This window comes from Chloroherpetonaceae bacterium (assembly GCA_033763895.1).
Lineage (GTDB): Bacteria > Bacteroidota > Chlorobiia > Chlorobiales > Thermochlorobacteraceae > JANRJQ01.
Genome location: JANRJQ010000004.1, coordinates 341,174 through 365,266, shown reverse-complemented (window position 1 = coordinate 365,266; position 24,093 = coordinate 341,174). Strand labels below are relative to the sequence as shown.

At 39.1% G+C, this 24,093-nt stretch carries 16 protein-coding genes; 14 read left to right on the top strand and 2 right to left on the bottom strand.

All coding sequences use genetic code 11. The features are described from left to right. The first annotated feature begins 42 nt into the window (after window positions 1-42). The 3 genes from SFU91_02225 (at window position 43) to SFU91_02215 (ending at window position 3,731) form a co-directional block, all read left to right on the top strand. Window positions 43-2,088 carry a glycoside hydrolase family 13 protein gene (locus SFU91_02225; protein ID MDX2127835.1) on the top strand — a complete coding sequence of 682 codons (2,046 nt, stop codon included), beginning with the start codon at window positions 43-45 and terminating at the stop codon, window positions 2,086-2,088. A 3-nt stretch (window positions 2,089-2,091) separates the two neighbouring features. Further along, complete coding sequence (gene lptC, locus SFU91_02220) at window positions 2,092-2,682, top strand: LPS export ABC transporter periplasmic protein LptC (GenBank protein ID MDX2127834.1); 591 nt, start codon at window positions 2,092-2,094, stop codon at window positions 2,680-2,682. A gap of 65 nt (window positions 2,683-2,747) precedes the next feature. After that, complete coding sequence (locus SFU91_02215; protein MDX2127833.1) at window positions 2,748-3,731, top strand: extracellular solute-binding protein; 984 nt, start codon at window positions 2,748-2,750, stop codon at window positions 3,729-3,731. Window positions 3,732-4,276: 545 nt separating this feature from the next. On the opposite strand, the gene SFU91_02210 is transcribed toward SFU91_02215, so the two are convergent. Then, entirely contained in the window at window positions 4,277-4,444 is a 168-nt protein-coding gene (locus tag SFU91_02210) for a hypothetical protein (protein ID MDX2127832.1), read from the bottom strand. A 39-nt stretch (window positions 4,445-4,483) separates the two neighbouring features. Between SFU91_02210 and SFU91_02205 the strand changes: the two genes are divergently transcribed. From SFU91_02205 to SFU91_02175, 7 genes are all read left to right on the top strand, one after another. Next, a complete protein-coding gene (locus SFU91_02205; GenBank protein MDX2127831.1) occupies window positions 4,484-7,561 on the top strand; it encodes a TonB-dependent receptor in 3,078 nt (1,025 codons plus the stop codon). A 43-nt stretch (window positions 7,562-7,604) separates the two neighbouring features. Continuing rightward, complete coding sequence (locus SFU91_02200) at window positions 7,605-11,723, top strand: hypothetical protein (GenBank protein ID MDX2127830.1); 4,119 nt, start codon at window positions 7,605-7,607, stop codon at window positions 11,721-11,723. A gap of 36 nt (window positions 11,724-11,759) precedes the next feature. After that, window positions 11,760-12,794 carry a PorV/PorQ family protein gene (locus tag SFU91_02195; GenBank protein MDX2127829.1) on the top strand — a complete coding sequence of 345 codons (1,035 nt, stop codon included), beginning with the start codon at window positions 11,760-11,762 and terminating at the stop codon, window positions 12,792-12,794. Between the two features lie 113 nt (window positions 12,795-12,907). Next, window positions 12,908-14,485 carry a T9SS type A sorting domain-containing protein gene (locus SFU91_02190; GenBank protein MDX2127828.1) on the top strand — a complete coding sequence of 526 codons (1,578 nt, stop codon included), beginning with the start codon at window positions 12,908-12,910 and terminating at the stop codon, window positions 14,483-14,485. A 205-nt stretch (window positions 14,486-14,690) separates the two neighbouring features. Next, window positions 14,691-15,848 carry an extracellular solute-binding protein gene (locus tag SFU91_02185; protein MDX2127827.1) on the top strand — a complete coding sequence of 386 codons (1,158 nt, stop codon included), beginning with the start codon at window positions 14,691-14,693 and terminating at the stop codon, window positions 15,846-15,848. 45 nt (window positions 15,849-15,893) lie between these two features. Then, window positions 15,894-16,835: a sugar ABC transporter permease gene (locus tag SFU91_02180; GenBank protein MDX2127826.1), complete on the top strand. Its 942-nt coding sequence runs from the start codon at window positions 15,894-15,896 to the stop codon at window positions 16,833-16,835. A gap of 1 nt (window position 16,836) precedes the next feature. Next, window positions 16,837-17,688, top strand: a complete 852-nt coding sequence (locus SFU91_02175) for a carbohydrate ABC transporter permease (protein ID MDX2127825.1) — start codon at window positions 16,837-16,839, stop codon at window positions 17,686-17,688. A gap of 48 nt (window positions 17,689-17,736) precedes the next feature. Here the strand turns inward: SFU91_02175 and SFU91_02170 are convergent, their stop codons facing one another. Beyond that, window positions 17,737-18,450, bottom strand: coding sequence for an SDR family oxidoreductase (locus tag SFU91_02170; protein ID MDX2127824.1), 714 nt, complete (start codon window positions 18,448-18,450; stop codon window positions 17,737-17,739). Window positions 18,451-18,587: 137 nt separating this feature from the next. Between SFU91_02170 and SFU91_02165 the strand changes: the two genes are divergently transcribed. The 4 genes from SFU91_02165 to SFU91_02150 all read left to right on the top strand — a co-directional run bounded on the left by SFU91_02165 (window position 18,588) and on the right by SFU91_02150 (window position 24,057). Next, window positions 18,588-20,123, top strand: coding sequence for an NADH-quinone oxidoreductase subunit M (locus SFU91_02165; GenBank protein ID MDX2127823.1), 1,536 nt, complete (start codon window positions 18,588-18,590; stop codon window positions 20,121-20,123). 42 nt (window positions 20,124-20,165) lie between these two features. Continuing rightward, the gene (locus SFU91_02160; GenBank protein MDX2127822.1) at window positions 20,166-21,602 is read left to right on the top strand and encodes an NADH-quinone oxidoreductase subunit N; all 1,437 of its coding nucleotides are present in this window, start codon (window positions 20,166-20,168) and stop codon (window positions 21,600-21,602) included. Window positions 21,603-22,007: 405 nt separating this feature from the next. Then, on the top strand, window positions 22,008-22,289 hold the full coding sequence (locus tag SFU91_02155) for a hypothetical protein (GenBank protein MDX2127821.1): 282 nt from the start codon (window positions 22,008-22,010) through the stop codon (window positions 22,287-22,289). A 19-nt stretch (window positions 22,290-22,308) separates the two neighbouring features. Next, complete coding sequence (locus tag SFU91_02150; GenBank protein MDX2127820.1) at window positions 22,309-24,057, top strand: DNA/RNA non-specific endonuclease; 1,749 nt, start codon at window positions 22,309-22,311, stop codon at window positions 24,055-24,057. Window positions 24,058-24,093: the final 36 nt, after the last annotated feature.

Here is a 24,093-nt window from a genome sequence, read left to right as displayed (position 1 = left end):
ACCTCAAAATGCATTATTCAGATTTCATTGTATTTATCATTTATGTTTTTTTTGAACCTCATTCAACATCATATCAGAGGCAGTTTTAAGAAGGTTCCTCTACAGTTGCAAAGCCATCAATTAAGAATAAAATCAAAACAATCGATTTTATTTTCGATTTTTCTTTTTGTTTATTTTTTTTCGCCACTTCCACTTTCTTCACAGTCTTTAGAAACTTCGGAAAGTAAACGCAATGGTCTTTCGGGTTCAATTCCAAAATGGGCAAAAAGCGCAATTTGGTATCAAATCTTCCCTGAGCGGTTTCGAAATGGAGACCCCACCAATGACCCAACACTTTCAACTCTCAGCGGAGCATACCCGCATGATACGCTTTCGCCGTGGCAAATCCATCCTTGGGGAAGTGATTGGTACGAACTTCAACCATATGAAAAAAAGAATGGTAAGAACATTTGGTTCAATATTCAACGCCGTAGGTACGGAGGTGATTTACAAGGAATCATTGATAAACTCGATTACTTAAAAGACTTAGGGATAACCGCCATTTATTTGAATCCAATATTTGAAGCCCCCTCTTCCCACAAGTATGATGGAATGCTCTATCACCATATTGACCCGAACTTTGGACCATCACCAAGTCGTGACCGCGAACTTATGAACTCCGAAACCCCTGACGATCCAACCACTTGGGTTTGGACAGAGGCCGATAAATTAGCGCTTAAATTGATAGAAGAAGCCCATCAAAAGGGGATTCGCATCATTTTTGATGGCGTTTTTAATCATCTTGGCATTCGAAGTTTTGCTTTTAAGGATGTCAAAATCAACCGTGAAAATTCTCGATTCAAGGATTGGTTTATCATCAAGAATTTTGGCGATTCCAATGGAAAAGGATTTGATTATACCGGATGGTTTGGCGTTAAAGAACTCCCAGAACTCAATGAAATCGATGGGGATTACCCCGAGTCTCTAAAACAATATATCTATGCATCAACCGAGCGCTGGATGTCGCCAAACGGCAATCGTGCAAATGGTATTGATGGCTGGCGATTGGACGTTGCTTTTTGTGTTGGACATCCTTTTTGGAAACGGTGGCGGGGGTTTGTGAAAAGCATTAACCCCGAAGCCTACCTCACAGCAGAAGTCATTGATACTCCCGAGGCCCAAAAGCCTTACCTCTTGGGTGATGAATTTGATGCGGTGATGAATTACAATTTTGCATTTTCAGTTTTTGACTTCTTCATCTCAAAGCCCTTTCGAATTTCAGTGAGTGAGTTCGATAAAAAGTTGAAACAACTTCGAGAATCTTTTCCGGAAGAGGTCGCTTACGGTATGCAAAACCTTATGGATAGTCATGATGCCGCTCGTCTCGCAACACAAATTGTAAACCGAGATATTGGAAACTATCGAGATTTCGGGAAATATTTTGAACTCTCGAAAGGCAGTAATAAAGCCTTCAAAGTTCGCAAACCCAACAACGATGAAATTATAATTCAAAAACTGATTGCGCTTTTTCAAATGACTTATATTGGCGCTCCGATGATTTATTATGGCGATGAAGTTGGAATGTGGGGAGCCAATGACCCTTGTGACCGAAAGCCGATGATTTGGGATGATATTGCCTATAAACCCGAAAAATTCAACCCCGACGGCTCAACCCGTACTCCCGATAAAGTCAAGCCCGATAATAATCTTCTGCTTTGGTATAAGAGCCTGATTTCAATTCGAAACCATTCTCCGGCGCTTCAGTTTGGTTCTTACAGAACCATTCTTAAAGATGACGCAAAAAAAATATTTGCCTTTGAAAGACGCCTAAGCGGAAATTCGGAAAGTGACGATGAACACTTCATTGTTGCAATCAATAACGGTGATATCACGGAAAAAGTAATTATTAATGTTGATGGAAAATGGTGGGATATGATTAACAACATTGAGGTTGAGCTATCTTACCAAACCAATGTGAAGGTGGGAAAAATGAATGTGAAGCAAACCAAAAAAAGTTCTATTCAAAAAAGAGTCATTCAAGGGAAAACTTCAAGCGGTGTTGTGATTTTTTTACCACCAAAAACAGGCGTGATTTTGAAGAGAGTATAATTTATGATGGAGAATCGTGTGAAGCCCTTTTGGAAATGGATTTTAATTTCTGTTTCGATTCTTCATTTTGGTTGTCAGTCAAAACCCGAACCTCCAAAAATAGATGCCACCTACGAAAGTGATAATTATCCGGTTCAACAAACGTGGAATGCTGTTGTTTCTTTTAGCGATTCCGGATTTGTTCGCGCAGTCCTTAATGCAGGTTACATCGCACAATACCCTCGAAACGGCCAACTCGAAAAGCAAATTGAACTCGGGGTAAAAGTAAATTTCTTAAACGGGACAGGAGAAGTCACTTCCGTTTTAACTTCCAAAAAGGGGCTCGTGTATGTCAATAACAATATGCTTGCCTACGATAGTGTGGTTGTGATATCAACAGAAAATACCATAATCACCACAGATTCACTTCTTTGGGATGCTGCCGATAAAATGATTCGATCCAATTCATTTGTCAAAATTCAAAAACCAACAGAAATAATCACTGGCTATGGTTTTGAAAGCGATCAAGGGCTGAAAAATTATCGCATCTTTAAGGTAAGCGGAGAGGTACTCGTAAATGAAACCAAACAATCACAGAAGGCAAAAATCGAATGATGAATCATAACCGCTTCTTTATTTCCAAAATAATACCCTACTTAATATGCCTATTGCTTCTGCAGATGCTTTACGCGTGCAACCCAAAAGAAAACGCGAAGAGAAAAATCGTAGTCTATTCTCCACACGGAAAGGAAATGCTGAGTGAAATTGAAAAGCGGTTTGAAGCCGAGAACCCTACCATTGATGTCGTTTGGCTTGATATGGGTTCGCAAGCAGCTTTTGATAGAATTCGCTCCGAAAAGCAAAGGCCACAAGCAGATGTATGGTGGGGAGGGCCAAAAGAGCTCTTTCAAATGGCAGAAAAGGAATCACTTTTAGAACCGTATGAGCCCGCTTGGAGCAATGAAATTTCACTCCCTGATCGATCAGAAAAATTTGCGTGGATGCCGACTTTCATCACTCCAGAATGCATCATGTTTAATCAAAATCTAATTTCATCAACTGAAGTGCCAAAAGAATGGGATGAATTGCTGAATCCAAAATGGAAAGGAAAAATTATCATCCGTGATCCAATTCAATCAGGCACAATGAGAATTATTTTTTCTTTGATGATTCAAAAAGAAATGGATAGAACCGGATCATTAGACTCAGGTTATTACTGGCTTGAGAGACTTCATAAGAACACAAGAGGATATGCGGCCGACCCGACACAAATGTATTTGAAAATATCAAGAGGTGAAGCACCTTTAACTCTATGGAACGTGACGGATGCACTCTTGCAATATCAACAAAATAAACTCCCCTTTGGTTTTGTGATTCCTGAATCAGGTACAGCTTTTGCAATCGAAGGAATCGCTCTTGTAAAAGGAAGTAACAACTTGAACGATGCAAAAAAATTCTACGATTATGTTACTTCTGATTCTTCTCTCGTGCTACAAATGGAAAAGTTCTATCGTATCCCTTCCAGAAAGATAAATAACCAAAATGTCCCTTGGCTAACCAAACTGAACTATAAAAGAATGCCTATAAAACATGAAGTAACGGCAGAAGAGCAAAAAATCTGGATGGAGCATTGGCAAAGTGTTATTCGAAACAAAGTCGATTAATGCGTATCAAGAATCTTATTTCAGAATTTTGATAAATGAAGTTCAATATCAAGAATGAAGTATTGACTTATTCAATTCTTTTCATTATCTCGGAGGGTGAAAGTAACTTGAAAAAAGTAAGCCGATTCAATTATAGAGTAAGAAGTGAGTTTCATAGGTCATGTATGTTTTTTTCTGAAATGTTTTTTTTGTGTTAAGAAATTGTATTACTTTCACAAGACTCGAGATGAAGCATAAACGGTCTTAATTGGGTTCACCCGAAATGTGGTTTAGTTTCACTCTGGAGTTCATTTTACCTTTAGCGTTCCTTAGTAAGAATGAAATGCATCTATCCAATGGATGCTTTTTTACGAGAAAGTTCCAAGTTTAATTTCTTGGATGATTAAGCAGTAAATTTTTATGACAGTGAGTTTTACCCGTTTTAATGAGTTTGATACTCTAAATACTCTCCTAAATACTCTGATTTATCAGCCTCAGTTCAGCCGTATTCCAACATTTTTTTATTCACAGGTAGCACTCAAGATTCAATCGCTATTTCTATCTTTTCAATTACCTTTTTCAGTATTTCTCCTTCCTTCAGGCTCAAAAAATCTATCATATCTGATCAAGTCAAAGAAACCGAGTGAAAAACGGTTTTCGTTACTTCCTTCTTTTTTGCTTTCCCTATTTTTTATCAAATCTTTTGCTCTAAACCATAACACATCGGTGCTCAAAGCTATGTGCCTTTGTGGAACTTTTTCTTTTGTATTGTTATGATGTCATTGTTACAAAGCCAAAGGGCAATTACTGTTGCACACCGACTTCACAACATCCTTTTCCTTCTTTTTGCATTGTGTGTTGGAACAGGAGTGTTGCAGGCAGAAGACAAAAAGTCTGTATTAGGAACTACGGGAAAAATAGCAGGTACTATAATCGATGCTACAACCGGGGATCCTTTAATTGGTGCAACAGTCCGTTTGGAAGGAACAAAATTTGGGGCTCGCTCAGATGTTGAAGGTAATTACACCATCCTTAATATCCCGCCCGGTGCCTACACGGTAACTGCATCTTATGTTGGCTACCAACCAAAATCTATCTCTGGACTTAAAGTTAGTATAGATTTAACAGCCAGAGCAGATTTTAAGCTTTCGACAACCGAAGTCACCACAGAAGAAGTGGTTATTACGGCTGAACGGCCGGTTGTAATTAAAGATATGACCGCTACCCGGGCGGCTGTTGGTTCAGAAGAAATTCAATCCCTTCCAATTCAAAATCCAAGCCAAGTGCTCGAACTTCAAGGTGGTGCCGTTGGCGGAACGTTCCGTGGCGGTCGCCGTGGTGAAGCAATGTATATCGTTGATGGATTTTCAGTGAATGATGTCTATGACGGAAATCAAAGCCGTGGTGTCAATAATATCGGTGTTGAAGGTCAAGCGATTCAAGAATTAGAACTCTTAACCGGAGGATACAACGCGGAATATGGGCAAGCACTTTCTGCTGTAGTAAATATTGTAACCAAAGAAGGGGGTTCTAAGCTCAGCGGATCATTCCAATCGTTTTTGGGAGGCTATGCAACCCCAAGAACTGAAACCTTTCAAAATGTCAATAATTTTGCCCGGCTCGGTGTGCGCGATTTTCAAGGCAGCTTAAGCGGTGCAATCCCCGGATTTGGAGATGAATTGACCTTCTTCCTTAATGCTCGGTCGTATGAAGATGAAGGTCGCTTTTATGGTAGAAATGTTTACCAAGCAGGTGATATTTTGCCGGCTTCTATTTTTACCAATAACCAAATCGGTGGCTTTATTGGAATTCTGCCGGGTGAATTTTCAAATGAGAATTTTATTGATTTAATAGAACAGTTTAGAACTAGATTTCCTCAAACCATTAACCCGAGTGGTGATAGCTATTTTGCAGTTCCAATAAACTTTAACGATTTCACAGAAGGAATAAGGGTTTATGAAGCTCTTCGTCCATCGAATGACGATTTTAAGCCTTATGCAACAGGAAACGGTGATTTCGTTGTTATGAATCCTTATCGCAAGTTTTCCGGTATGTCTAAACTCACTTGGCGACCCTCAGGCTCCTTTAAGGTATCAGGGCAATTGATGGTAACTGATGAAAAGTTTCAAAATTTTGACTTCGGAAGAAGCCTTTCCCCATTCGGAATCCCACAAAACTTTAGAACTTCATACACCGGCATTGTTAATGCTACTCACACACTATCCAGCTCTACTTTTTATAACATTGGTGTCTCTTATTTGTATTCAAAAGAGCAAAGTTATCTCTATGAAGATCCGCTTGACCAAAGATATTTAATGGCCGGAATTAATGATCAGACTGTGGGAGGAAGTTTTTCTCCGGGTCAAGCTCAATTTGGACTTGAATTTTTGTTGACTGGATTAGGAACTGATCACTTCCGCCGTTCAACGCAAACTATAAATATTAAAGGTGATATCTCGTCGCAAGTTGACAACAACAATCTTGTAAAGATGGGGCTCGATGTCAAATTACATACATTAGATTTACAACGTACACCATTGTTTCTTGATGAGTCATCTTTATTTTCAGGAATCCCTGCAATAAGGCGCGCGGAACTTGGTGAGGCAGGTTATGATGAATACACACGAAGACCAATGGAGTTTGCTGCCTACATTCAAAACAAATTTGAAATCAATAACTTTATTGTAAATCTCGGTGTTCGTTTTGATCTTTTTAGCCCAGACGGAACTGTGCCCATCGACCCGAGTGATCCCTCTCCTTATGATCCATTAAGACCTGAAAATCTCCCAAAAGACGCCAATGGAAACATCATTCCTTACACAAGAAATGTGTTACCAATTTATGTTGAAAATGGGCAAAGGCTCTTATCAGACAATTTCAGATCTGCAACTGTAAAATGGCAATTTAGTCCACGCCTTGGAGTCGCTTTTCCGATTACAGATAAAGGAATTTTGAGGTTTTTCTACGGTCATGTGTTCCAAATCCCCAATTTTGAATTTTTATATCGAAATCCATTCTTCAGAAGAGACCCTAGTGCTGCTATCAGTGGACCTTATGGGAATGCTGATTTAAAACCACAAAAAACAATTAAGGGCGAGGTTGGACTTCAACAGCAGTTCGGCGAAGATATTGGTGTTGATGTAGCACTCTACTTTAATGATATTCGAAACTTAAATGGAAGTGCGTTCCTTAGGGAGTACTTTGATAGAGGGTCGTATACGCAATTTGTAAATACAGATTACGCTTTAGTAAGAGGAATAGTAATTGGAATTAATAAGCGATTGTCACAAAATTTTAACCTTTCTTTAGATTATACTTTTCAAATAGCACAAGGCAATGCTTCAGACCCTGCTTCTGCCGCCGTTGCTTTGTCCTCAAATTCACCATTACCAACCCAATTAATTACTCTGGATTGGGATCAAAGACATACCTTCAATGTTACTGGCATATTTCAGATTGATGGGTGGGAATTTAGTACAATAGGTCGTTATGGTAGTGGGTTTCCATTTACTCCTGATTTAAATGCTCCATTTGAAATTTTGACACGAGGTAGTAGGGGAGAGATTGTAACGAATACACTAAGAAGAGAAACAACTTTTACTTTAGATTTCAGAGCTCAAAAAAACTTTAAATTTGGAGACACTAGTTTTGGAGTTTTTTTCCAAGTTTATAATGTGCTTGATGCAGAGAATCAAACAGGAAATTATCCATTTGCTCAATTAACTCCAGATTTAATACTGAGAAATGTTTCAGTTGAATCGTCAATTAACAGTTCATCCCAATATTTAAATCAACCCCAATTATTTTCAGCACCTAGACAGATTTTAACTGGTTTAAGCATATTTTTCTAAATTCATTAACCATTAATTCTTTTTGAATTATCAAATTATGTTTATGAAGTTTATTCAATTATTTAAAGATTACTTAGTTTCAAGATCAATCCAATTAGTGGTTTTATTTATAGTTACATTTACACCAATTGATATTTTTGCGCAATCAGGGAATGTACCAACAAACTTACCAAGTGGGAGAGCTTTTAGAAGAGTCGGGTTTCATAATGGAAATCGGGTATTAACAAAGTTCCAAAATGATGGGTTGGTTGGAAGTCGTACTTATGTTGCTCCTCTTTTACCATCCCTCGCTTGGAAAGAACAGCAAAATGAATACATATATGATTTACAAACACTCTTTGGGATTGAAAGAGAATTTAAAGACACAATCATTTTGGGCTCTTCAGATAATGCATCCGACACTACTAGGGGCACAAGATTAAGAGATAATAGAACAAATGTTGTGGTACCTCGAAATAACCCTAATCTAATTTCAATCAAAAATATTCTTGTCGATTCAAAACCAGCCGTAGAAGTGGTAATAAGGGCTAAGTATGTGACAACCCAACAAGGTCCAAGAAGTGGAGGATATAGAATTGTAAATGGTCAATTTGAAGGTTTACAACCAATTACCGGTTTTTTTAATCCAATTGGGGAGTCCCCTGCAATTAGTACGGATCCTTCTACTTGGCCAAATCAATGGCCAGATCAACCTACTTGGATTGACCCTGCAACCGGAAAAGCAGAATGGAATGGATATTTTGGGAGAAATGTATTTAATGCAGATCAAGAAAGTTACTTTGTGTTTGATGATGCCACTGATAAAAGATGGTTTGAAGAGTTTGGATTTCAACCTCGGTCTGATGAACCGAATAGATTCGGTGTTGGACTTCAAGTAAAGGCCCGCGGATTGCAATGGTCAAGTTTTTTAGCTCAAGACAATATTTTTTTAGTTTATGATGTTAAAAACATTAGTGATTATGATTATAACAAAGTAGTGTTTGGAACTGTAGTAGGTACTGCAGTTGGTGGACAGGCTGGTGCTCCATCAAATGTATCCGTTTTTGACCAAAGAAGATCTGTTACTTATACCTATAATCCTTCAAATATTAGGGAAAGTAATTGGGTTGGAAATGTTGGTTTAGTTGGTGTAGCTTTTTTAGAAAGTCCCGGAAATCCGTTTGATGGGATTGACAACGATGATGATTGGAATGCAATTAGTCAAGGTCCTTACAGCGTATCAAATAAAGGAATCCCAGATCAATTTAAGTCAATTCCAGTTGGTCAAATTTCGAATACTGGTTATGATTTTTATGAGTTTGAATATTCAATCGACAATTCAAGTTTTAGAGCTAGAGGAGAAAATGCAATTAGGGTATTAAAAGCAGGGGATTTCGTAATTACAATAAAAGATACTTTAATTCGTACCCCGGAAATGGTAAGCGCAGGTTATAATCAATTTATCGTCGTACCTAAAAGAGCAGCTTATCAGATACCTCAATCAGGAAAAATTTTGTTGGAGTCACAGGGAATTATTTTTCAAGTTGGTGTTGGGGATACTTTAAAAGAAGTTTCTTCAAATCTTATAGATGATAATTTGAATGGGATTATCGATGAGGATTATAGATTACATTTTCGCAGAATTCAGTTCGAGGCAGATTTATTAAATCCCGGAAGATCAGTTCCTAAAGAATTACCTCCATTAAGATTTGTTAACTATATACAACTTGCAATAAATGGTGAAAATTTATTAGATCCTTTGCGTTTTCCTATGATAGACGAAAGGAGAGATGATGGTATTGATAACAATGGAGATTGGACTTTTTTAGATGACTTAGGTTCCGACGGTTCGCCTTCATCTCAAGATTTAGGTGAATCAGACGGGAGACCAACAGCAGGTGAATCTCAATTTGATGCGACAGACATAAGAGAATCTGATCAAATCGGGTTGTCAAGTTACAAATTTGACCTTTCTGGCCAACCAAGAATGGGGAATTCTGATGATTTATGGAGAATTACTACCCCCGGATTATTTGATTCATTGGATGTAACTCCTAAAGACGGGGATTACACCTATGGAACAGGGTATTTTCCATTAAAGAGAGGTCAAATAGAACGCTTTTCAGTATCTGTTGTTTATGGAGATAATGCACAAGAATTACTTAGGAATATTGATATAGTTCAAGAAATTTATAATAACAATTACCGTTTTACAGGTCCTCCCTTGCCTTCTCCGCTTTTGAGTGCAGTACCGGGTGATAAAAAAGTAACGTTGTATTGGACTAGCGAAGGTGAAACCTACTTTGATAGGTTTATCAACAGAAAGCTTGCAAAAAGTCCGACTGATACCACATTGTATGAAGATGCTTTTACGTTTGAAGGTTATAAAATATACAAAAGCACAGACCCTTCATTTAACGATTCAAGATTAATCTCAGGTGGACAGGGTGAAATTGGATTTAGGACAGTTCCTATTGCACAATTCGACAAAATTAATGGAATACTTGGTTATTTTCCTATGGTTGGCAGTTCTCTATTAAATCAAGCTAGAGGAGTTAGTTTTTATAGGGGAAATGAAACTGGATTAGTTCATACATTAACGGATACCGATGTGCAAAATGGAAAAACTTATTATTATGCAGTTGCAAATTACTCAAGAGGTTTTATTCCTCTCGATTCATTAAACAGACCAGACTATAATGCTGCAATATTTCCTTCAGAAAATGCTATTAAAGGTTTTTTTGACAGCAGGGGTGTGTTGCGATTGCCTCCAAACGCAGTTTCCGTTGTCCCCTCTCCGGTAGAAAGTGGTATCAATGATCCAAATAATTCTAAAGGAGGATTAACTCCAGCGTTAAATAACAAAGGGAATGGAAGTGTGGAATACACTGTACTAAACAATCGAAAGTTTAACAGGCCAAAAAAGATTGAATTAGAATTTGTTGACACATCAAGCGATACCTTGGACAATAATAATAATGGTCTTAAGGATATTAATGATCCTATAGAAAGTAAAGGTCCATTTACAAGTTATTTTAGAATTATTGATAAAGCAGATGCAAACTCAATTGATACTATTTTACATCGAAGTGGTTATGTAAGAACACGCTTTGTGAGACCTATGTATGAGATTTCCTCTTACGAAAAGGATCAAGAGGGTAAATTTGTTTATAGGGCAAGTGATGAAACTGAAGTTGTCAATAAATTGGGAGTTTATTTTACTGTAAAAAACCCTCCTCAAACAAACCTTGACACAGCAATATGGAGATTTAAAAATCCTAGACCCTATGGTAGAATTAACAATGGTGATACAGTGGCAGTCGTTACTTCAATGACTTCGGAACCATTATTATCTTCAATCAAAGGATTGTCAATAAAAGCTCCAGCTGACTATGCATTAATCATTCAAACAGGAAGTTCAAGTGATTCAGCTACTGTTTTAGTAAACAACAATCCCATTTTAGTTCCTTCCTATTCAACGAATTTCTTCATTTATGACCTAACAAATAAAAAGAAGAAGAGATTTATTTTAGATAGAAATTTAGGAGGTCCAGACCGTGGTTTAATTGGAAAAGCAGCTATCAATTTATCAATCTTGGAACTCGATTTAGACCAAAATGGAAAAAGACCAGTATTGGATACTCTATTTTCTTGGAGAATTCAAATTGCAAGTGCCACCAGATATACAGTTCCAGAAAATGGTGATACGATACTTATTAAACTGAATAAACCATTTTTAAATGGAGATAAGTTTACTTTAAATATTGAACCTCTAGTTCAAGACCAAGAAAGAATAAAAAATAATCTAGAAAATATTCGCGTTTTCCCAAATCCATACATAGTTACGAATACTGCAGAAACAAATTTAATTGGAAAAGATTCAAGAGGCAGATCCTCTAGGAAGTTGTTTTTCAAAAACGTCCCATTAAAATCAACAATTAGAATTTATACAATTAGAGGTGAATTAATACGAACTCTTAAAGCAGATGACCCTTCTAATGAACTCTTTGGGCAAAGAGATCGAGAATCTTCTGGTTTAGGTACTTTTAATTATCCAACTTCTTTAGTTGAATGGGACTTAAAAAGTTCTGAAAATTTAGATATCGCTTATGGTGTGTATCTCTATCATGTAGATGCGCCCGGTGTTGGGACAAAGACCGGCAAGTTTGCCGTAATCAAATAAACCAATTAGTACAGAAGCAGAATAAGGATTATGATTATGAAAAAACGGATTACAAACTTCTGGGTCGTCCTTCTCATTACAGGGATTTGGATTACAAATGCGCCACTTATTGCTCAATCAAAATTTGGCACAACCGCTGCGCAATTTTTAGGGATTGGCATTGGTGCTCGCTCGATAGCGATGGGTGGCGCTTTTGCCGCTCAATCCGACGACATTTCGGCACTTTATTGGAATCCTGCCGGGATTGCGAAAATCGACCGCGTTCAAGTCGGATTTAACCATAGCCAATGGCTCGTAAACACTTCAATTAATTCAGCCGGGGCGAGTTTACCTGCCGGCGGTTTTGGAACTTTTGGTGTTTTTGTGACATCCCTCGATTATGGAAAAATGGAAGTTACAACCATTGACCTTGAAGATGGCACAGGAGAACAGTTTGGCGCTTCAGATTTAGTCGCTCAAATTACTTGGGCAAAAGAACTCACAGACCAATTTTCAATTGGGATTTCGGCAAAGTTGATAAACCAAACCATTTACCGAACTTCTGCGCAAGGAATTGCGATTGATGTGGGATTCTTGTTTGATACCGGTTTATTACCAAATGGTCTTCGTTTAGGGGCAAGTGTCACTAATTTCGGATCAAAAATGAGATTAGAAGGCGAAGGGTTGACCGTAAATTATGATCAAACTGGAGGAAGCGAAAGCGGTGTTAATTCTAATGTGCCAGCACGGTTAGTAACTGATGGCTTTGATTTGCCGCTCAATTTCAGAATTGGTACAGCTTATGACCTTATTCGAAATGATGCCACAAGGTGGACTTTGGTAATGGATACCAATATCCCAAATGATAACGCACAAAGTTTAAGTTTCGGTACGGAATACGCTTGGAAAAATATTCTTTTCCTTCGGGCTGGATATAATGCACTGTTTGAAGAAGAATCCGAAAAAGGGTTAACAGTTGGTGCCGGTATAAGGTACGAATTAAACGGTTTTGCAATACGATTTGACTATACTTACCAAACTTATGGAAGGCTAAACGCACCACAGTGGTTTGCCATTGGAATGGAGTTTTAATTTTTTCCGCAATGACACTTAAACCTTCAATTTGGTTTAAGCATCAAAGCAATATGTTCTTTCTTTATAACCATACCTTTATTAAATAAATTAATCATCTATTTGGAGCAAATATGTACAAAAAAATATTAACCTTGTTGGTTGCACTTATGGTAGCAGCGCCAACAATTTTCGCGCAGCAAGATACCGTTCGGTTTACGGCTAATATGCGCAGACTTCTTCAAGCGGGAACTGTTGCAACAACCGATACCGTATATGCACTCATCTTTTCTGGTGCATCTGGCCTTGGAAATCCGGTAGCTGCAAATAGACTCGGTGGTATCAGAAGCACAAGCCCAAACGACTCACTTTACGGGCCTACTGCAACAGCACTTGGTGCAGTAAATATCAAAACTATTACCTATAAATTCGTTTGGGTAAGAGGAACAACCATCAATTATGAAGATGGAAATGACAGAACGGTTAATTTCGCAGAAAATGCAGCCGATACCACAGTAGCGAATACCATTTCAGTAACAAGATATTGGAATGATGATCCTTCAGTTGGAGTTGCAAACATCACACGCCCAGTTAAATTCCGTGCGGATATGACTGAACTCTTAAATGCAGGGTTTAATGAGTCATTAGGCGATAGCATTGGTGCAACAGGTTCTTTCAATGGGTGGACAGGTACACCGGCACCGCTTTCAATCGAAGGATTGGGTCCGGCCTATTCAAGAGTCTATCAAATTACAGGGGCACCAAATTCTACAGTCCAATGGAAATTTAAAGGCTATACAACCCGCAACCCAAATCCGTTTCTTGACGGTGGCTGGGGACAAGGAAGCAACAGCACTTTTAGTCTTGGCACAGAGACAACTGAATTAGTTGTTGGCAGTGCAGGTGATGGTCTTCCAACCAACATTGGATTTAAAACACCAAAGAGTTTCACTGTTCGTTTTGTTTGTAACACCAACGGCAGACGCGACCTAAACAATGTCAGCATTGACTCACTCCGTGCAGCAGGCGCACTTACTGGAAATCTTAATGGGATTCCTTATGGTATTTACCTCGCTGGAGAAGGTGTTTTTGGCTCTTGGCCCGGTTGGGATACAGCAACTTTGAGATCTAGTATTACAGCTACAAACTTTAGTGATAAACGATTTGAACAAATGGTTCCGAGTTCAACATTTGGTGCAGGTTTTTATGAAGTTACTATCCCTGTTAATTTCTTAACGGTTGGTCCTTTCAAATATTCAGTATTCTATAACGGAATTTTTGGAAATCCTGCTCCAAGCAACGGAATTTTGGACAATGAAGCAGGATTTGGCGTTAACAAAATTGCCAACTTTAACAATGCCACAACAGTTACAGGAAACACCTACACCGTTATTGGTATTTTTGGTCAAGGTGATGGCGGACTTTCAGTTGGAAATGAACGTAAAGTTGAAAACTTTGAACTCAGCCAAAACTATCCAAATCCATTCAACCCAAGCACATCGATTAAGTTCTCTGTTCCGGCAGCAAGCGATGTTCGTTTGGAAGTCTTCAATATTTTAGGTCAAAAAGTTGCTACATTGGTCAATACCAGACTCAATGCTGGTACTTATACCCAAAATTTCAACGCAATCAACATGTCAAGCGGTGTATATTTCTATCGTTTACAAGCAGGTTCGTTCAACAAGACAATGAAGATGACTCTGGTTAAGTAATCCAGTCAAGTTTCTTCGTTTTGTAAAGACTTAGGTTAGTCCGAGTGTTACGGAAATTAAAATGTTACCCGTTTCACTCGGACTTTCCGATTTAAATCACCTACCAATGACTCTGTACAGAATTTTTTTAATTATCACTTTTTGGTGTCTTTCACTTTGTGGGTGCTCATCCAATAGGGAAAAAATTATCTCTATCTGGACTCAAATGCAGCCCGGAGAAAGGAAAGTTTTGGATGTTGCTTTAGAAAAATTTGCAAAAGAAGACCCTATTGGAAAACAATGGGCAGAAAAAGGATATGTTTTTCGCGAACTTTTTTACGAAACAGAACCGATTCGATCGAACTTTATGATTGCCGCGCTGGGTGGTAGCGGGGCTGAGTTGGTGTATGGGCCTTCTGATATGGTAGGACCGTTCACACAGTTAGAAATTATCCACCAAATGGATTCACTCCCCGATGGCGTTAAGCTTGAACAAGAATTTTTAGACAGTTTTATAACTGAACCTTTCCCCGCGAATACTTATCTCAACGAACATCTTTATCAAATTGCCGATCAAGTAGGCAACCATCTTTGCTTGGTTTACAACAAAGACATTATTCCTGTACCGCCAAAGACAATTGGAGAAATGATTGAGATGGGGAAAAAATTAACCAAAGACGGAAATTACGGGCTTGTGTGGAATTACACCGAACCCTATTTCTTTATTCCATTTGTAGGAAGTTTTGGTGGCGGTGTGATGAATGAAAAATTTGAACCCACCTTAAATACAGAAGCAACCGTTAAGGCTGCACAACTTATCGTTGACCTTCGCGATAAGCATAAAATTATTCCAACAGACTGTGACTATCAAACCGCTAATGCGCTCTTCAAGGAAGGCCGTGCAGCTATGATTATTAACGGCCCGTGGTCGTGGGCAACTTACAAAAATGCCGGAATGAATTTTGGAATCGCGCGCATTCCGCTCAATGAAGAAACAGGACTTTATCCCGCCCCGATGGTATCGCCTCGAGGCTATAGCATCAATATCAATACACGCGGCGAAAAACTTCGAGCCACTGTTGACTTATTAAAATTCTTATGCAGCCCTGAAGTAGAGCTTGAATTCACAAAAGCTGTTGGAACAATCCCTTCAAGAAAAGAAGCTTATGCACAGATGGCTTCATTTGCCGATGACAATTTAAGAGGCTCAATGGATCAAATCCTCGTTGGCCGAGCGATGCCGGTAGTCAGCGAAATGAGAGTGATTTGGGATTCAATGCGACCCTCTTATCAAGCGGTACTGAATGGAAGCAAAACGCCTGAGCAAGCGGCGAAAGAGATGCAGGAGCTGGCTCAAAAGCTGATTAAAGAAATGAAGCAATAGAAATGAAGCAAATGAAAAGCATTAACAATTATTCGGTTTAGAAAAATGGAAAAATCGATATCGCAAGTTCAAAATTCTGCTGAGCCGAGTAAAGGAGACTTCATGCAATCGGTTAAGAAAATTCATTGGACTCCGTATATCTACGCAGCGCCGTCGCTTTTTGTAATGGCTTTAATTGTCCTTTATCCATTTATCTATAATGTGCTCGTTAGTTTCAGTAATATGAACCTTGAGCACTTCAGAGATTGGAGTTTCAAAGGATTAGATAATTATATCAACGTTTTCACGGATCCAAAATTCTTTTGGTTTTTTGGTAAAACGATATTATGGACGATCGTTAACCTGTTTTTTCATGTGACGATTGGGGTTTTTCTTGCCATTTTGCTTAATAAAAACATCAAAGGAAAAGAATGGTTTAGAGTCATCTTAATTCTCCCTTGGGCAGTTCCTCAGTATATCACTGCACTAAATTGGCGTGGTTTATTTAATTCTGAATATGGCGCTGTTAATCTAATTCTTGTACAATTCGGATTAGAACCGGTGCAATGGTTAAATACAGAATGGGGTGCTTTTTCTGCTGCTCTGATCACCAATATTTGGCTTGGGTTTCCTTTTATGATGATCGTTGCATTGGGTGGCTTGCAGTCAATCCCTGATGCTTTATATGAAGCTGCTGACATTGACGGAGCAAATTGGTACGATAAATTGGTCAATATTACCATTCCCCTTCTCAAGCCCGTGATGATTCCCGCAATCACCTTGGGTACGATTTGGACATTTAACAACTTTAATGTGGTGTGGTTAGTTAGCAACGGTGGAGAGCCTTCCGATCAAACACACATTCTTGTTAGCTGGGTTTATAAAGTCGGTTTGAATTATTTCAGAATCGGATATGCAGCAGCGTTTTCACTGATTATCTTCTCGATTCTTTTTGCTTTTGGATGGAATTTTATTCACAAGACAAAAGCCACGCAAAGCGTCTATTGATATGGCAACAGTAAAAAATCCTCGGGATGTGTCAACTGCTGGTAAAGTTGGCATTTATGCGGTATTAATTCTATTTAGTTTGTTTTCAATTTTTCCGATCCTTCAAGTGATTACCATTTCACTGAGGCCCGGAGACAAATTACTTTCAACTTCTTTAGAGATTATACCTGATGGTGCAACTTTCAATAGTTACATCGCCATATTTAGAGATCATCCATTTGCAAAATGGATGCTGAATAGCATGCTTGTAAGTTTCACGGTTACTTTGGTCAGCGTAGCTTTGGCATCAACGGCAGGCTATGCGTTCAGCCGTTATAAATTTTGGGGGCGAGATTCGGGGATGATTATTTTGATTGCGACTCAAATGTTTCCTGTGACAATGCTCCTGTTGCCCCTTTTTATTATGCTGATTCAGCTTGGGATTTATGATTCGTATGCTGGGCTTATCGTGGCTTATTCGGCAACAGCGCTACCTTTTTGCATTTGGCAGATGAAAGGCTTTTATGATACAATTCCAAGAAGCCTTGAAGAATCGGCACGAATTGACGGATGTTCTGAAATACAAACCTTTTGGAAAATTGTGTTTCCGCTTGCGCAACCTGCTTTAGTGATAACGGCATTGTTTTCATTTATGTCGGCTTGGAGTGAATATCTCGTTGCGGCAGTGCTAGTTCAAGACCCAAGTCTTTTTACACTGCCAATGGGATTAAAATCATTTCAAAGTGATTTGGAAGTAGCGTGGGGAATGTATTCTGCGGGGGCGATAGTGGTTAGTATCCCGGTAGTGATTTTATTCATTGCGTTGTCGCGCTTTTTAGTAAGCGGATTAACAATGGGTGGTGTGAAAGAATAAAAATCATTTTCGTTAGGTTAAATAGGCACTAAGTCAAAGCGGCTATTTTTATAAATCTCCGGCGATAGGTCGAAGTACGATTTCTTCAATGCTTGTTCGGGTTGGAAGATAATAGGCTTGAACAATGGGTTCTGCAATATCTTCCGGCATCATCATTCGTTGTTCATTTCTTATGCCTTCTTCGCCCCACATCGGGGTAAATACAGCGCCGGGCATTACGTTTGTTATTCTGACATTACATTTTTGCGCGTAGAGTCTTAATACTTCCACAAACCCTTTTTGACCAAACTTCGACATGCAATACAAAGCGCTTTGCTCGAATGGTTTTTCTGCGGCAATGGAAGTAATAAAAAAGATATGACCATTTTTTGCGCTTTGCATTGATTGAAAAACAAGTTGAGTTAGAAAAAAAGTCGCTTTGAGATTTGTATCCATTGTGAAGTTATAATCGTCTTCAGTAAGTTCAAATAAAGATTTAAATCTTCCAACACCCGCATTATTAACAAGGCAATTAATTTGTTGAAAGCGGTTTATGGCTATATTAAATGTGGCTTTAGCGGCATTGGTTGTCGAAAGGTCGGAAACCAAATAATCTACTTCTGCGCCATAACTTTCGCATATTTTTTTTACAGAGATAAGATCTGATTCCGTTCTTGAAGTCAGAAATAGCTTTGTTTCGCGGTTTGGTTGAAGCTTTTTGGCAAATTCAATGGCGATGGCTTTACCTATGCCTTTTCCGGCCCCGGTGATTAGGATGCACATATAAATTGATGGAATTGGTTTTTATGGATATATAACTTTTCAGTTCAGGTCTCATTTTGTAAGTTTGCAGATAATTTTGGAAAGTTAATCCAAAATCTCACATCAAAGTATTTCAAACGGTTTTAACCGCTTTAGTAATGAGTCGTTTTTTGCTTTCGCAGATAATTGCTGCACCGCTTTTCCTATCCTTGCTTCTATTCTTATTACCAAAAAATCAGAAAAACAGTTCAGCGAGATTCGTCGCTTTGATGATTTCATTGGTGCCATTGGTTATGACCCTAATTTTGGTTATTGCCTTTGAACCCGCCGGAGGTTTTCAATTTGTTGATGAAGGACTTTATCATTGGCTTGGCGAACGAACAGATATCAAATACCTTATTGGTTTAGATGGGTCTTCAATGCTCCTTTTTTTATTTTCAACCATTGTATTCCCGTTGGTTATTCTTGGCAGTTGGGAGGAAGGAAAAGACAAGCCCCGAGAGTTTTTTTTCTTTCTGCTTTTTTTAGAAACAGCAGTCTTAGGAATTTTTGCTTCATTAGATCTTTTTCTTTTTTACATGTTTTGGGAGGCAATGCTTATCCCGATGTATTTCTTAATTGGAATTTGGGGAAATGATAAAAGAGAAAAAACGGCTTTACAGTTTATTCTTTTCATGCTAACCTCTTCACTTTTAATGCTCATTGGCATTATTTATCTAGGCTACTTGGGAGGGTTACAGAACGAGGGAATTTTTACAACCGATTACCGAAAATTACAAGGCATTTCAATAACAATTGAAACAGAATCAATTCTTTTTTGGCTCTTTGCGATTAGTTTTTTGGTAAAAGCGCCGATGATTCCATTTCATACGTGGCTCCCGGAAGTGTATCGCAATTCGCCGATTGGGGCTGTCGTGGCGGGCGTTTTGCTCAAGATGGCGACTTATGCTCTTGTACGATTTAATATTGGTCTTTTCCCTTCTGCCTCTTTAGAATATGCCCCGTTGATTGCAGGGTTTGCAGTGTTTGGAATTCTTTATGGGGCAATTATTGCACTTCGTGAAACTGACCTTAGATTAGTGATAGCCTATTCCTCAATCAGTCACCTTGGGTTCTTATTGTTAGGCATATTTGCTTTAACTGAGGTTTCGCTTCAGGGTGCAATATTGCAAATGATGAATCACGGTCTTTCAACAGCCCTTTTACTTTATTTAGCATCAATGATTCAATTGCGGGGTGGAAGTCTTCAGTTGGATGAATATGGTGGGCTTAAGAAAAGTGCGCCGTTTCTTTCACTCTTTTTTTTATTGGCATCACTTTCCTCAATTGGTCTTCCCGGCTTGAATGGATTTATCGGCGAATTTTTGATTTTAACGGGGTCGTTTTATTCTATTGCTACGAAGTCTGGGGTTTTTTCGGTTCTTGCAGCACTTGGGGTCATCCTTTCGGCCGCTTATATGTTACGCCCAATAAAGAAAATTTTTTATGGAGAGCTTAATGGCGATTGGGAAAAAAAATTTGCAGATCTCACGCCAAGAGAAATGGCATTGGCATCAATTTTAACTCTATTGATTATTTGGATTGGGGTTTATCCAAAGCCGTTTCTGAAATTTTCAGCTGAAACGACACACGAAATTGTGTCTAAGGTGTCAAAAGCGCAGTTAACCCTTCAATCACCTACGAAAGCTCAATAACTTTTTTTCAATCAAGTGTGAAGTATTAAGCCTATGACGGCAATGGATTTTTATCTCGGATTGCCATTGGTATTTGCTACCCTTTGGTCAGTTTTAATCATTGTAATGGAAGCGGCAACACATAAACCCGAAGTCACAAAATGGCTTACGGTTTTTGGATTTACTACCGTTATTGGAATTAGCTTTTCGGGTTCGATGGAAGCTTCTTACGCTTTTTCTGAAATGATACGGACTGGTCTGTTCAGTAATTTCGTTATTACGCTCTTCGCACTCTCTGGATTGCTTGTCGTTCTGACTTCAGAGCAATACGCAAGTGAGAAAAAAATCAACTATGGAGAATTTTACATCATTGTATTTATTGCAGTTGTTGGAATGATGTTAATGGGAACTGCTGCAAATATGGCCATTTTGTTTATTGGCCTTGAGATGATGTCGCTCTCTTTGTATGTGCTTGCTGGGATGCTCAGAAAAGATCAGCGATCAAATGAAGCTGCGATGAAGTACTTTCTTTTAGGTTCATTCGCTTCAGCGATTTTTCTCTATGGCATTGCGTTGATTTATGGTGCAACCGGCGAGCTGATGTTTCACAAAATTTTGAAGTCAATTGTAATCTCGTCGTTTGCAGGAGATAATATGAGTCTTTTTTGGGTTGGATTTACACTTTTGGTTGTTGGCTTTTTGTTTAAGGTTTCAGCGGTGCCATTTCATCAATGGACACCTGATGTTTATGAAGGAACACCAACACCATCATCGGCATTTATGTCCACGGGGGCGAAGTCGGCTGCATTTGTTTCCTTGATTTCAATCATCCTTCATGTGGCGCCGCTTCTAAATGGCAATGAGCGTTGGACGAAGTCAATTGCAATTGTTTCGGCACTGACAATGATTGTAGGAAATTTTGCAGCGTTGGTACAGCCAAATTTGAAGCGTATGCTCGCATATTCATCAATTGCTCATGCCGGGTATTTATTGGCGGGAATTGTTGCGGGTACAAATGATTCGTTTAGTGGAATTTTATTTTATCTGTTCATTTACACATTAATGAATATTGGTGCTTTCGGCGTCGTTGGCGTTTTGGAATCATTAGGAAAGGAGCCAACCAAAGATGGATTTATAGGACTTTCGAAGGAGCATCCAATATTTGCTGCTGTGATGGCCGTTTTTATGCTCAGTTTAGCCGGAATTCCCCCGCTTGCAGGATTTGTAGGTAAGTATTTAATTTTTAGTTCACTTGTCGAAACAGGAAATATTTGGCTTGCCGTTGTTGGTGTTTTAACGAGTGCTGTTTCAGCCTATTATTACTTGAAAATCATTGTCGCGATGTATATGATGGATAGTTTAAGTGTTTCTTCAAATAAGATTTTCTACCCAAATGTCGCTATTGTTTTGGTCGCGGTTGTTTTGGTTGTACTCGGTGTATTTCCAAGTTGGGCAATTCAACTAACCGATGCTGCTGTTAAGTTGGCTGTTTATAACTAACGATATTCTTCCTTTTTTTGAACCCCTACCCGCTCATTTTATTCGTTGCTCTCATCATAAACTTCCATTCCAAACCTTTTTGAATCAATAATTAGCGTCGCTCACTAAGGTGTTTGAAAAAATTAAAGGAGATCCTTAGTGAGAGTCAAAGAAAACGGTTACTCTCATTTCTAGTATTAAAAGCAACACATACGCCCACTTTCAGTCGTGATATAAATCACAGGAAATTTCTTCGTTAAAAGAAAATCGCTCAAATCACTCAAAAATAAAATTGCCGTTATACAGGAATTCGAAAATGTTTCAATAGCAAGCGTTTCTTAATGATATAGTAACGTAGAGCATGTATGTTTGCACGCTTTTGTAAGTAAAATCTTTCCAACCAAATGACAATTAAAATAGTAAGAGATGTCTAAGCATTCCCGTTTGATGGGAATGATTTTGATTCTCATCAGGGGCTATGCTTCGACCGAACGCGCTCTCCGCGCGAAAGCATCATACAAACTATCAACAGTTGTTACAAGAAGAATACCGTTTCTTCTCTTAATCTTATCAATTTATTTCATCCTTGCGATTCAAGGCATTTTCAGCAGAAGCTATAAATCTGCTATGGCACCGCTTTTCGCTCTTCTTTTGAGCGGCTCTCTTCCTTTCATTCTACCATTTTCTTTTCTTCTTTTTCAATTCTAACAGTAAACTCAATACAAATATGTTCAAACGTATAACAAAAATAGCACTTGCCTGCTTAATGGCTTTTTTAATTGCGTCGTGTTCGGATAACACGCTTGCACCCGTTGACTCCGTTAGCCCGGGTTTAGAAAATGGGATTTCAACCAATGCTTTGACAACGGGAACGGTTACGGAAGGTTTTGAAAATGGTTCAAAAACCTCTTACGCTTCAGGTAATGTCACATTGACCTCAGGGGTTTGGCTACTGACCGACGCTTTAATAGGCACAAGCACGAGCGATCGCTTTGCCGGGACGCGTTCAGTGAGAATCGTCAATTCAGGAATTGTTCGGATGACCTTCGACCGCATAAGTGGTGCCGGAACTGTAAGCATCAAACATGCAAAGTATGGATCAGATGCCAATAGCTCTTGGGAATTATGGGCTTCAACAAACAGCGGAACCTCTTGGGTGAAAGTTGGTTCAACGGTTGCTACATCATCAACGACTTTATCTACGGCAACTTTTACGGCCAATATTAGTGGCACAGTCCGTTTTGAAATTAGAAAAGTCTCTGGAGGCTCTGCGAGAATCAATATCGATGATATCACCATTACCGATTATTCAAGCGGCGGCGGAAGCGGTTCCGGCGGAGAAATTGAACCAAATAATTCAACTTCACAAGCACAAAGCCTCACTTTACCAACAACCTTCACCGGATTCATTTCCTCAGCGAGTGATGTTGACTACTTCCGCTTTACCGGAAATAGCGGTCAATCTGTTTCCATTTCGCTCACCGTTCCTTCAACTGTTGATTATGATCTTTATCTTTTGAATGCTTCCGGCTCAGTGATTTCTCGTTCTGAACTTGGAACAGGTACACGTGAATCCATTTCAAGCACACTGTCAACGTCAGGTACTTACTATGTCTATGTCAATTCTTATAGTGGATCAAGTGCAAGCAGCGGGTATTCTTTATCCGTAAGCCTTTCCACTTCAGGTGGTGGTTGGACTCTTCCGCCATTGCCCAGCAGTGTCCATCTTTATATGGGCAATCCATCCAATGCTTCAACAACCACCTCTACGCCAACCAATTATTTGATGGTAAAATCGCAATACACGCTTTCTTATCATCGCGATAAGGGAATTCCGAATTGGGTTGCTTGGCATGTCGATAACACTTGGTTGGGGTCGGCTCAACGTCAAGATGATTTTCGCAACGATGCAACTTTGCCGACGGGATGGTATCAAGTTGGAGGAAATAGCTATAGCGGTTCTGGATTCGACCGTGGTCACAATTGCCCTTCAGCCGATCGTACCAGCACAACGGCCAATAATTCAGCAACGTTTTTAATGACCAACATGATTCCTCAATCGCCGGATAATAATCAAGGCCCTTGGGCAAATTTGGAAAATTATACACGGACATTAGTTGCCCAAGGAAATGAATGTTATGTCATTATGGGTCAGTATGGCACGGGTGGAACAGGTTCATCAGGATTTAAAACCACCATTGATGGAGGACGCGTAACCGTTCCTAATCGCGTATGGAAAGTCATAATTGTGATCCCTGCCGCAAGCGGCGATGATGCAACGCGTGTAACCAACTCGACACGAGTGATAGCCGTGGATATGCCGAATTCGCAAGGAATTAGAAACAACAGTTGGGGAACTTACCGAACAACTGTGGATGCCATTGAACAAGCTTCAGGCGTTGATATCATGTCACGTGTATCGCCAACCATTCAAGCGGTGCTTGAATCAAAAGTCGATAACGGACCTACACTCTAAAATACGATTACTGTAAGTATAGAAAGCCCGAGAAAT

Coding starts and splice junctions, on each gene's coding strand:
- SFU91_02225 (MDX2127835.1), top strand. CDS start 43: ATGTTTTTTTTGAACCTCATTCAACATCATATCAGAGGCAGTTTTAAG.
- lptC (MDX2127834.1), top strand. CDS start 2,092: ATGATGGAGAATCGTGTGAAGCCCTTTTGGAAATGGATTTTAATTTCT.
- SFU91_02215 (MDX2127833.1), top strand. CDS start 2,748: ATGCTTTACGCGTGCAACCCAAAAGAAAACGCGAAGAGAAAAATCGTA.
- SFU91_02205 (MDX2127831.1), top strand. CDS start 4,484: ATGATGTCATTGTTACAAAGCCAAAGGGCAATTACTGTTGCACACCGA.
- SFU91_02200 (MDX2127830.1), top strand. CDS start 7,605: ATGAAGTTTATTCAATTATTTAAAGATTACTTAGTTTCAAGATCAATC.
- SFU91_02195 (MDX2127829.1), top strand. CDS start 11,760: ATGAAAAAACGGATTACAAACTTCTGGGTCGTCCTTCTCATTACAGGG.
- SFU91_02190 (MDX2127828.1), top strand. CDS start 12,908: ATGTACAAAAAAATATTAACCTTGTTGGTTGCACTTATGGTAGCAGCG.
- SFU91_02185 (MDX2127827.1), top strand. CDS start 14,691: ATGCAGCCCGGAGAAAGGAAAGTTTTGGATGTTGCTTTAGAAAAATTT.
- SFU91_02180 (MDX2127826.1), top strand. CDS start 15,894: ATGGAAAAATCGATATCGCAAGTTCAAAATTCTGCTGAGCCGAGTAAA.
- SFU91_02175 (MDX2127825.1), top strand. CDS start 16,837: ATGGCAACAGTAAAAAATCCTCGGGATGTGTCAACTGCTGGTAAAGTT.
- SFU91_02170 (MDX2127824.1), bottom strand. CDS start 18,450: ATGTGCATCCTAATCACCGGGGCCGGAAAAGGCATAGGTAAAGCCATC.
- SFU91_02165 (MDX2127823.1), top strand. CDS start 18,588: ATGAGTCGTTTTTTGCTTTCGCAGATAATTGCTGCACCGCTTTTCCTA.
- SFU91_02160 (MDX2127822.1), top strand. CDS start 20,166: ATGGATTTTTATCTCGGATTGCCATTGGTATTTGCTACCCTTTGGTCA.
- SFU91_02155 (MDX2127821.1), top strand. CDS start 22,008: ATGTCTAAGCATTCCCGTTTGATGGGAATGATTTTGATTCTCATCAGG.
- SFU91_02150 (MDX2127820.1), top strand. CDS start 22,309: ATGTTCAAACGTATAACAAAAATAGCACTTGCCTGCTTAATGGCTTTT.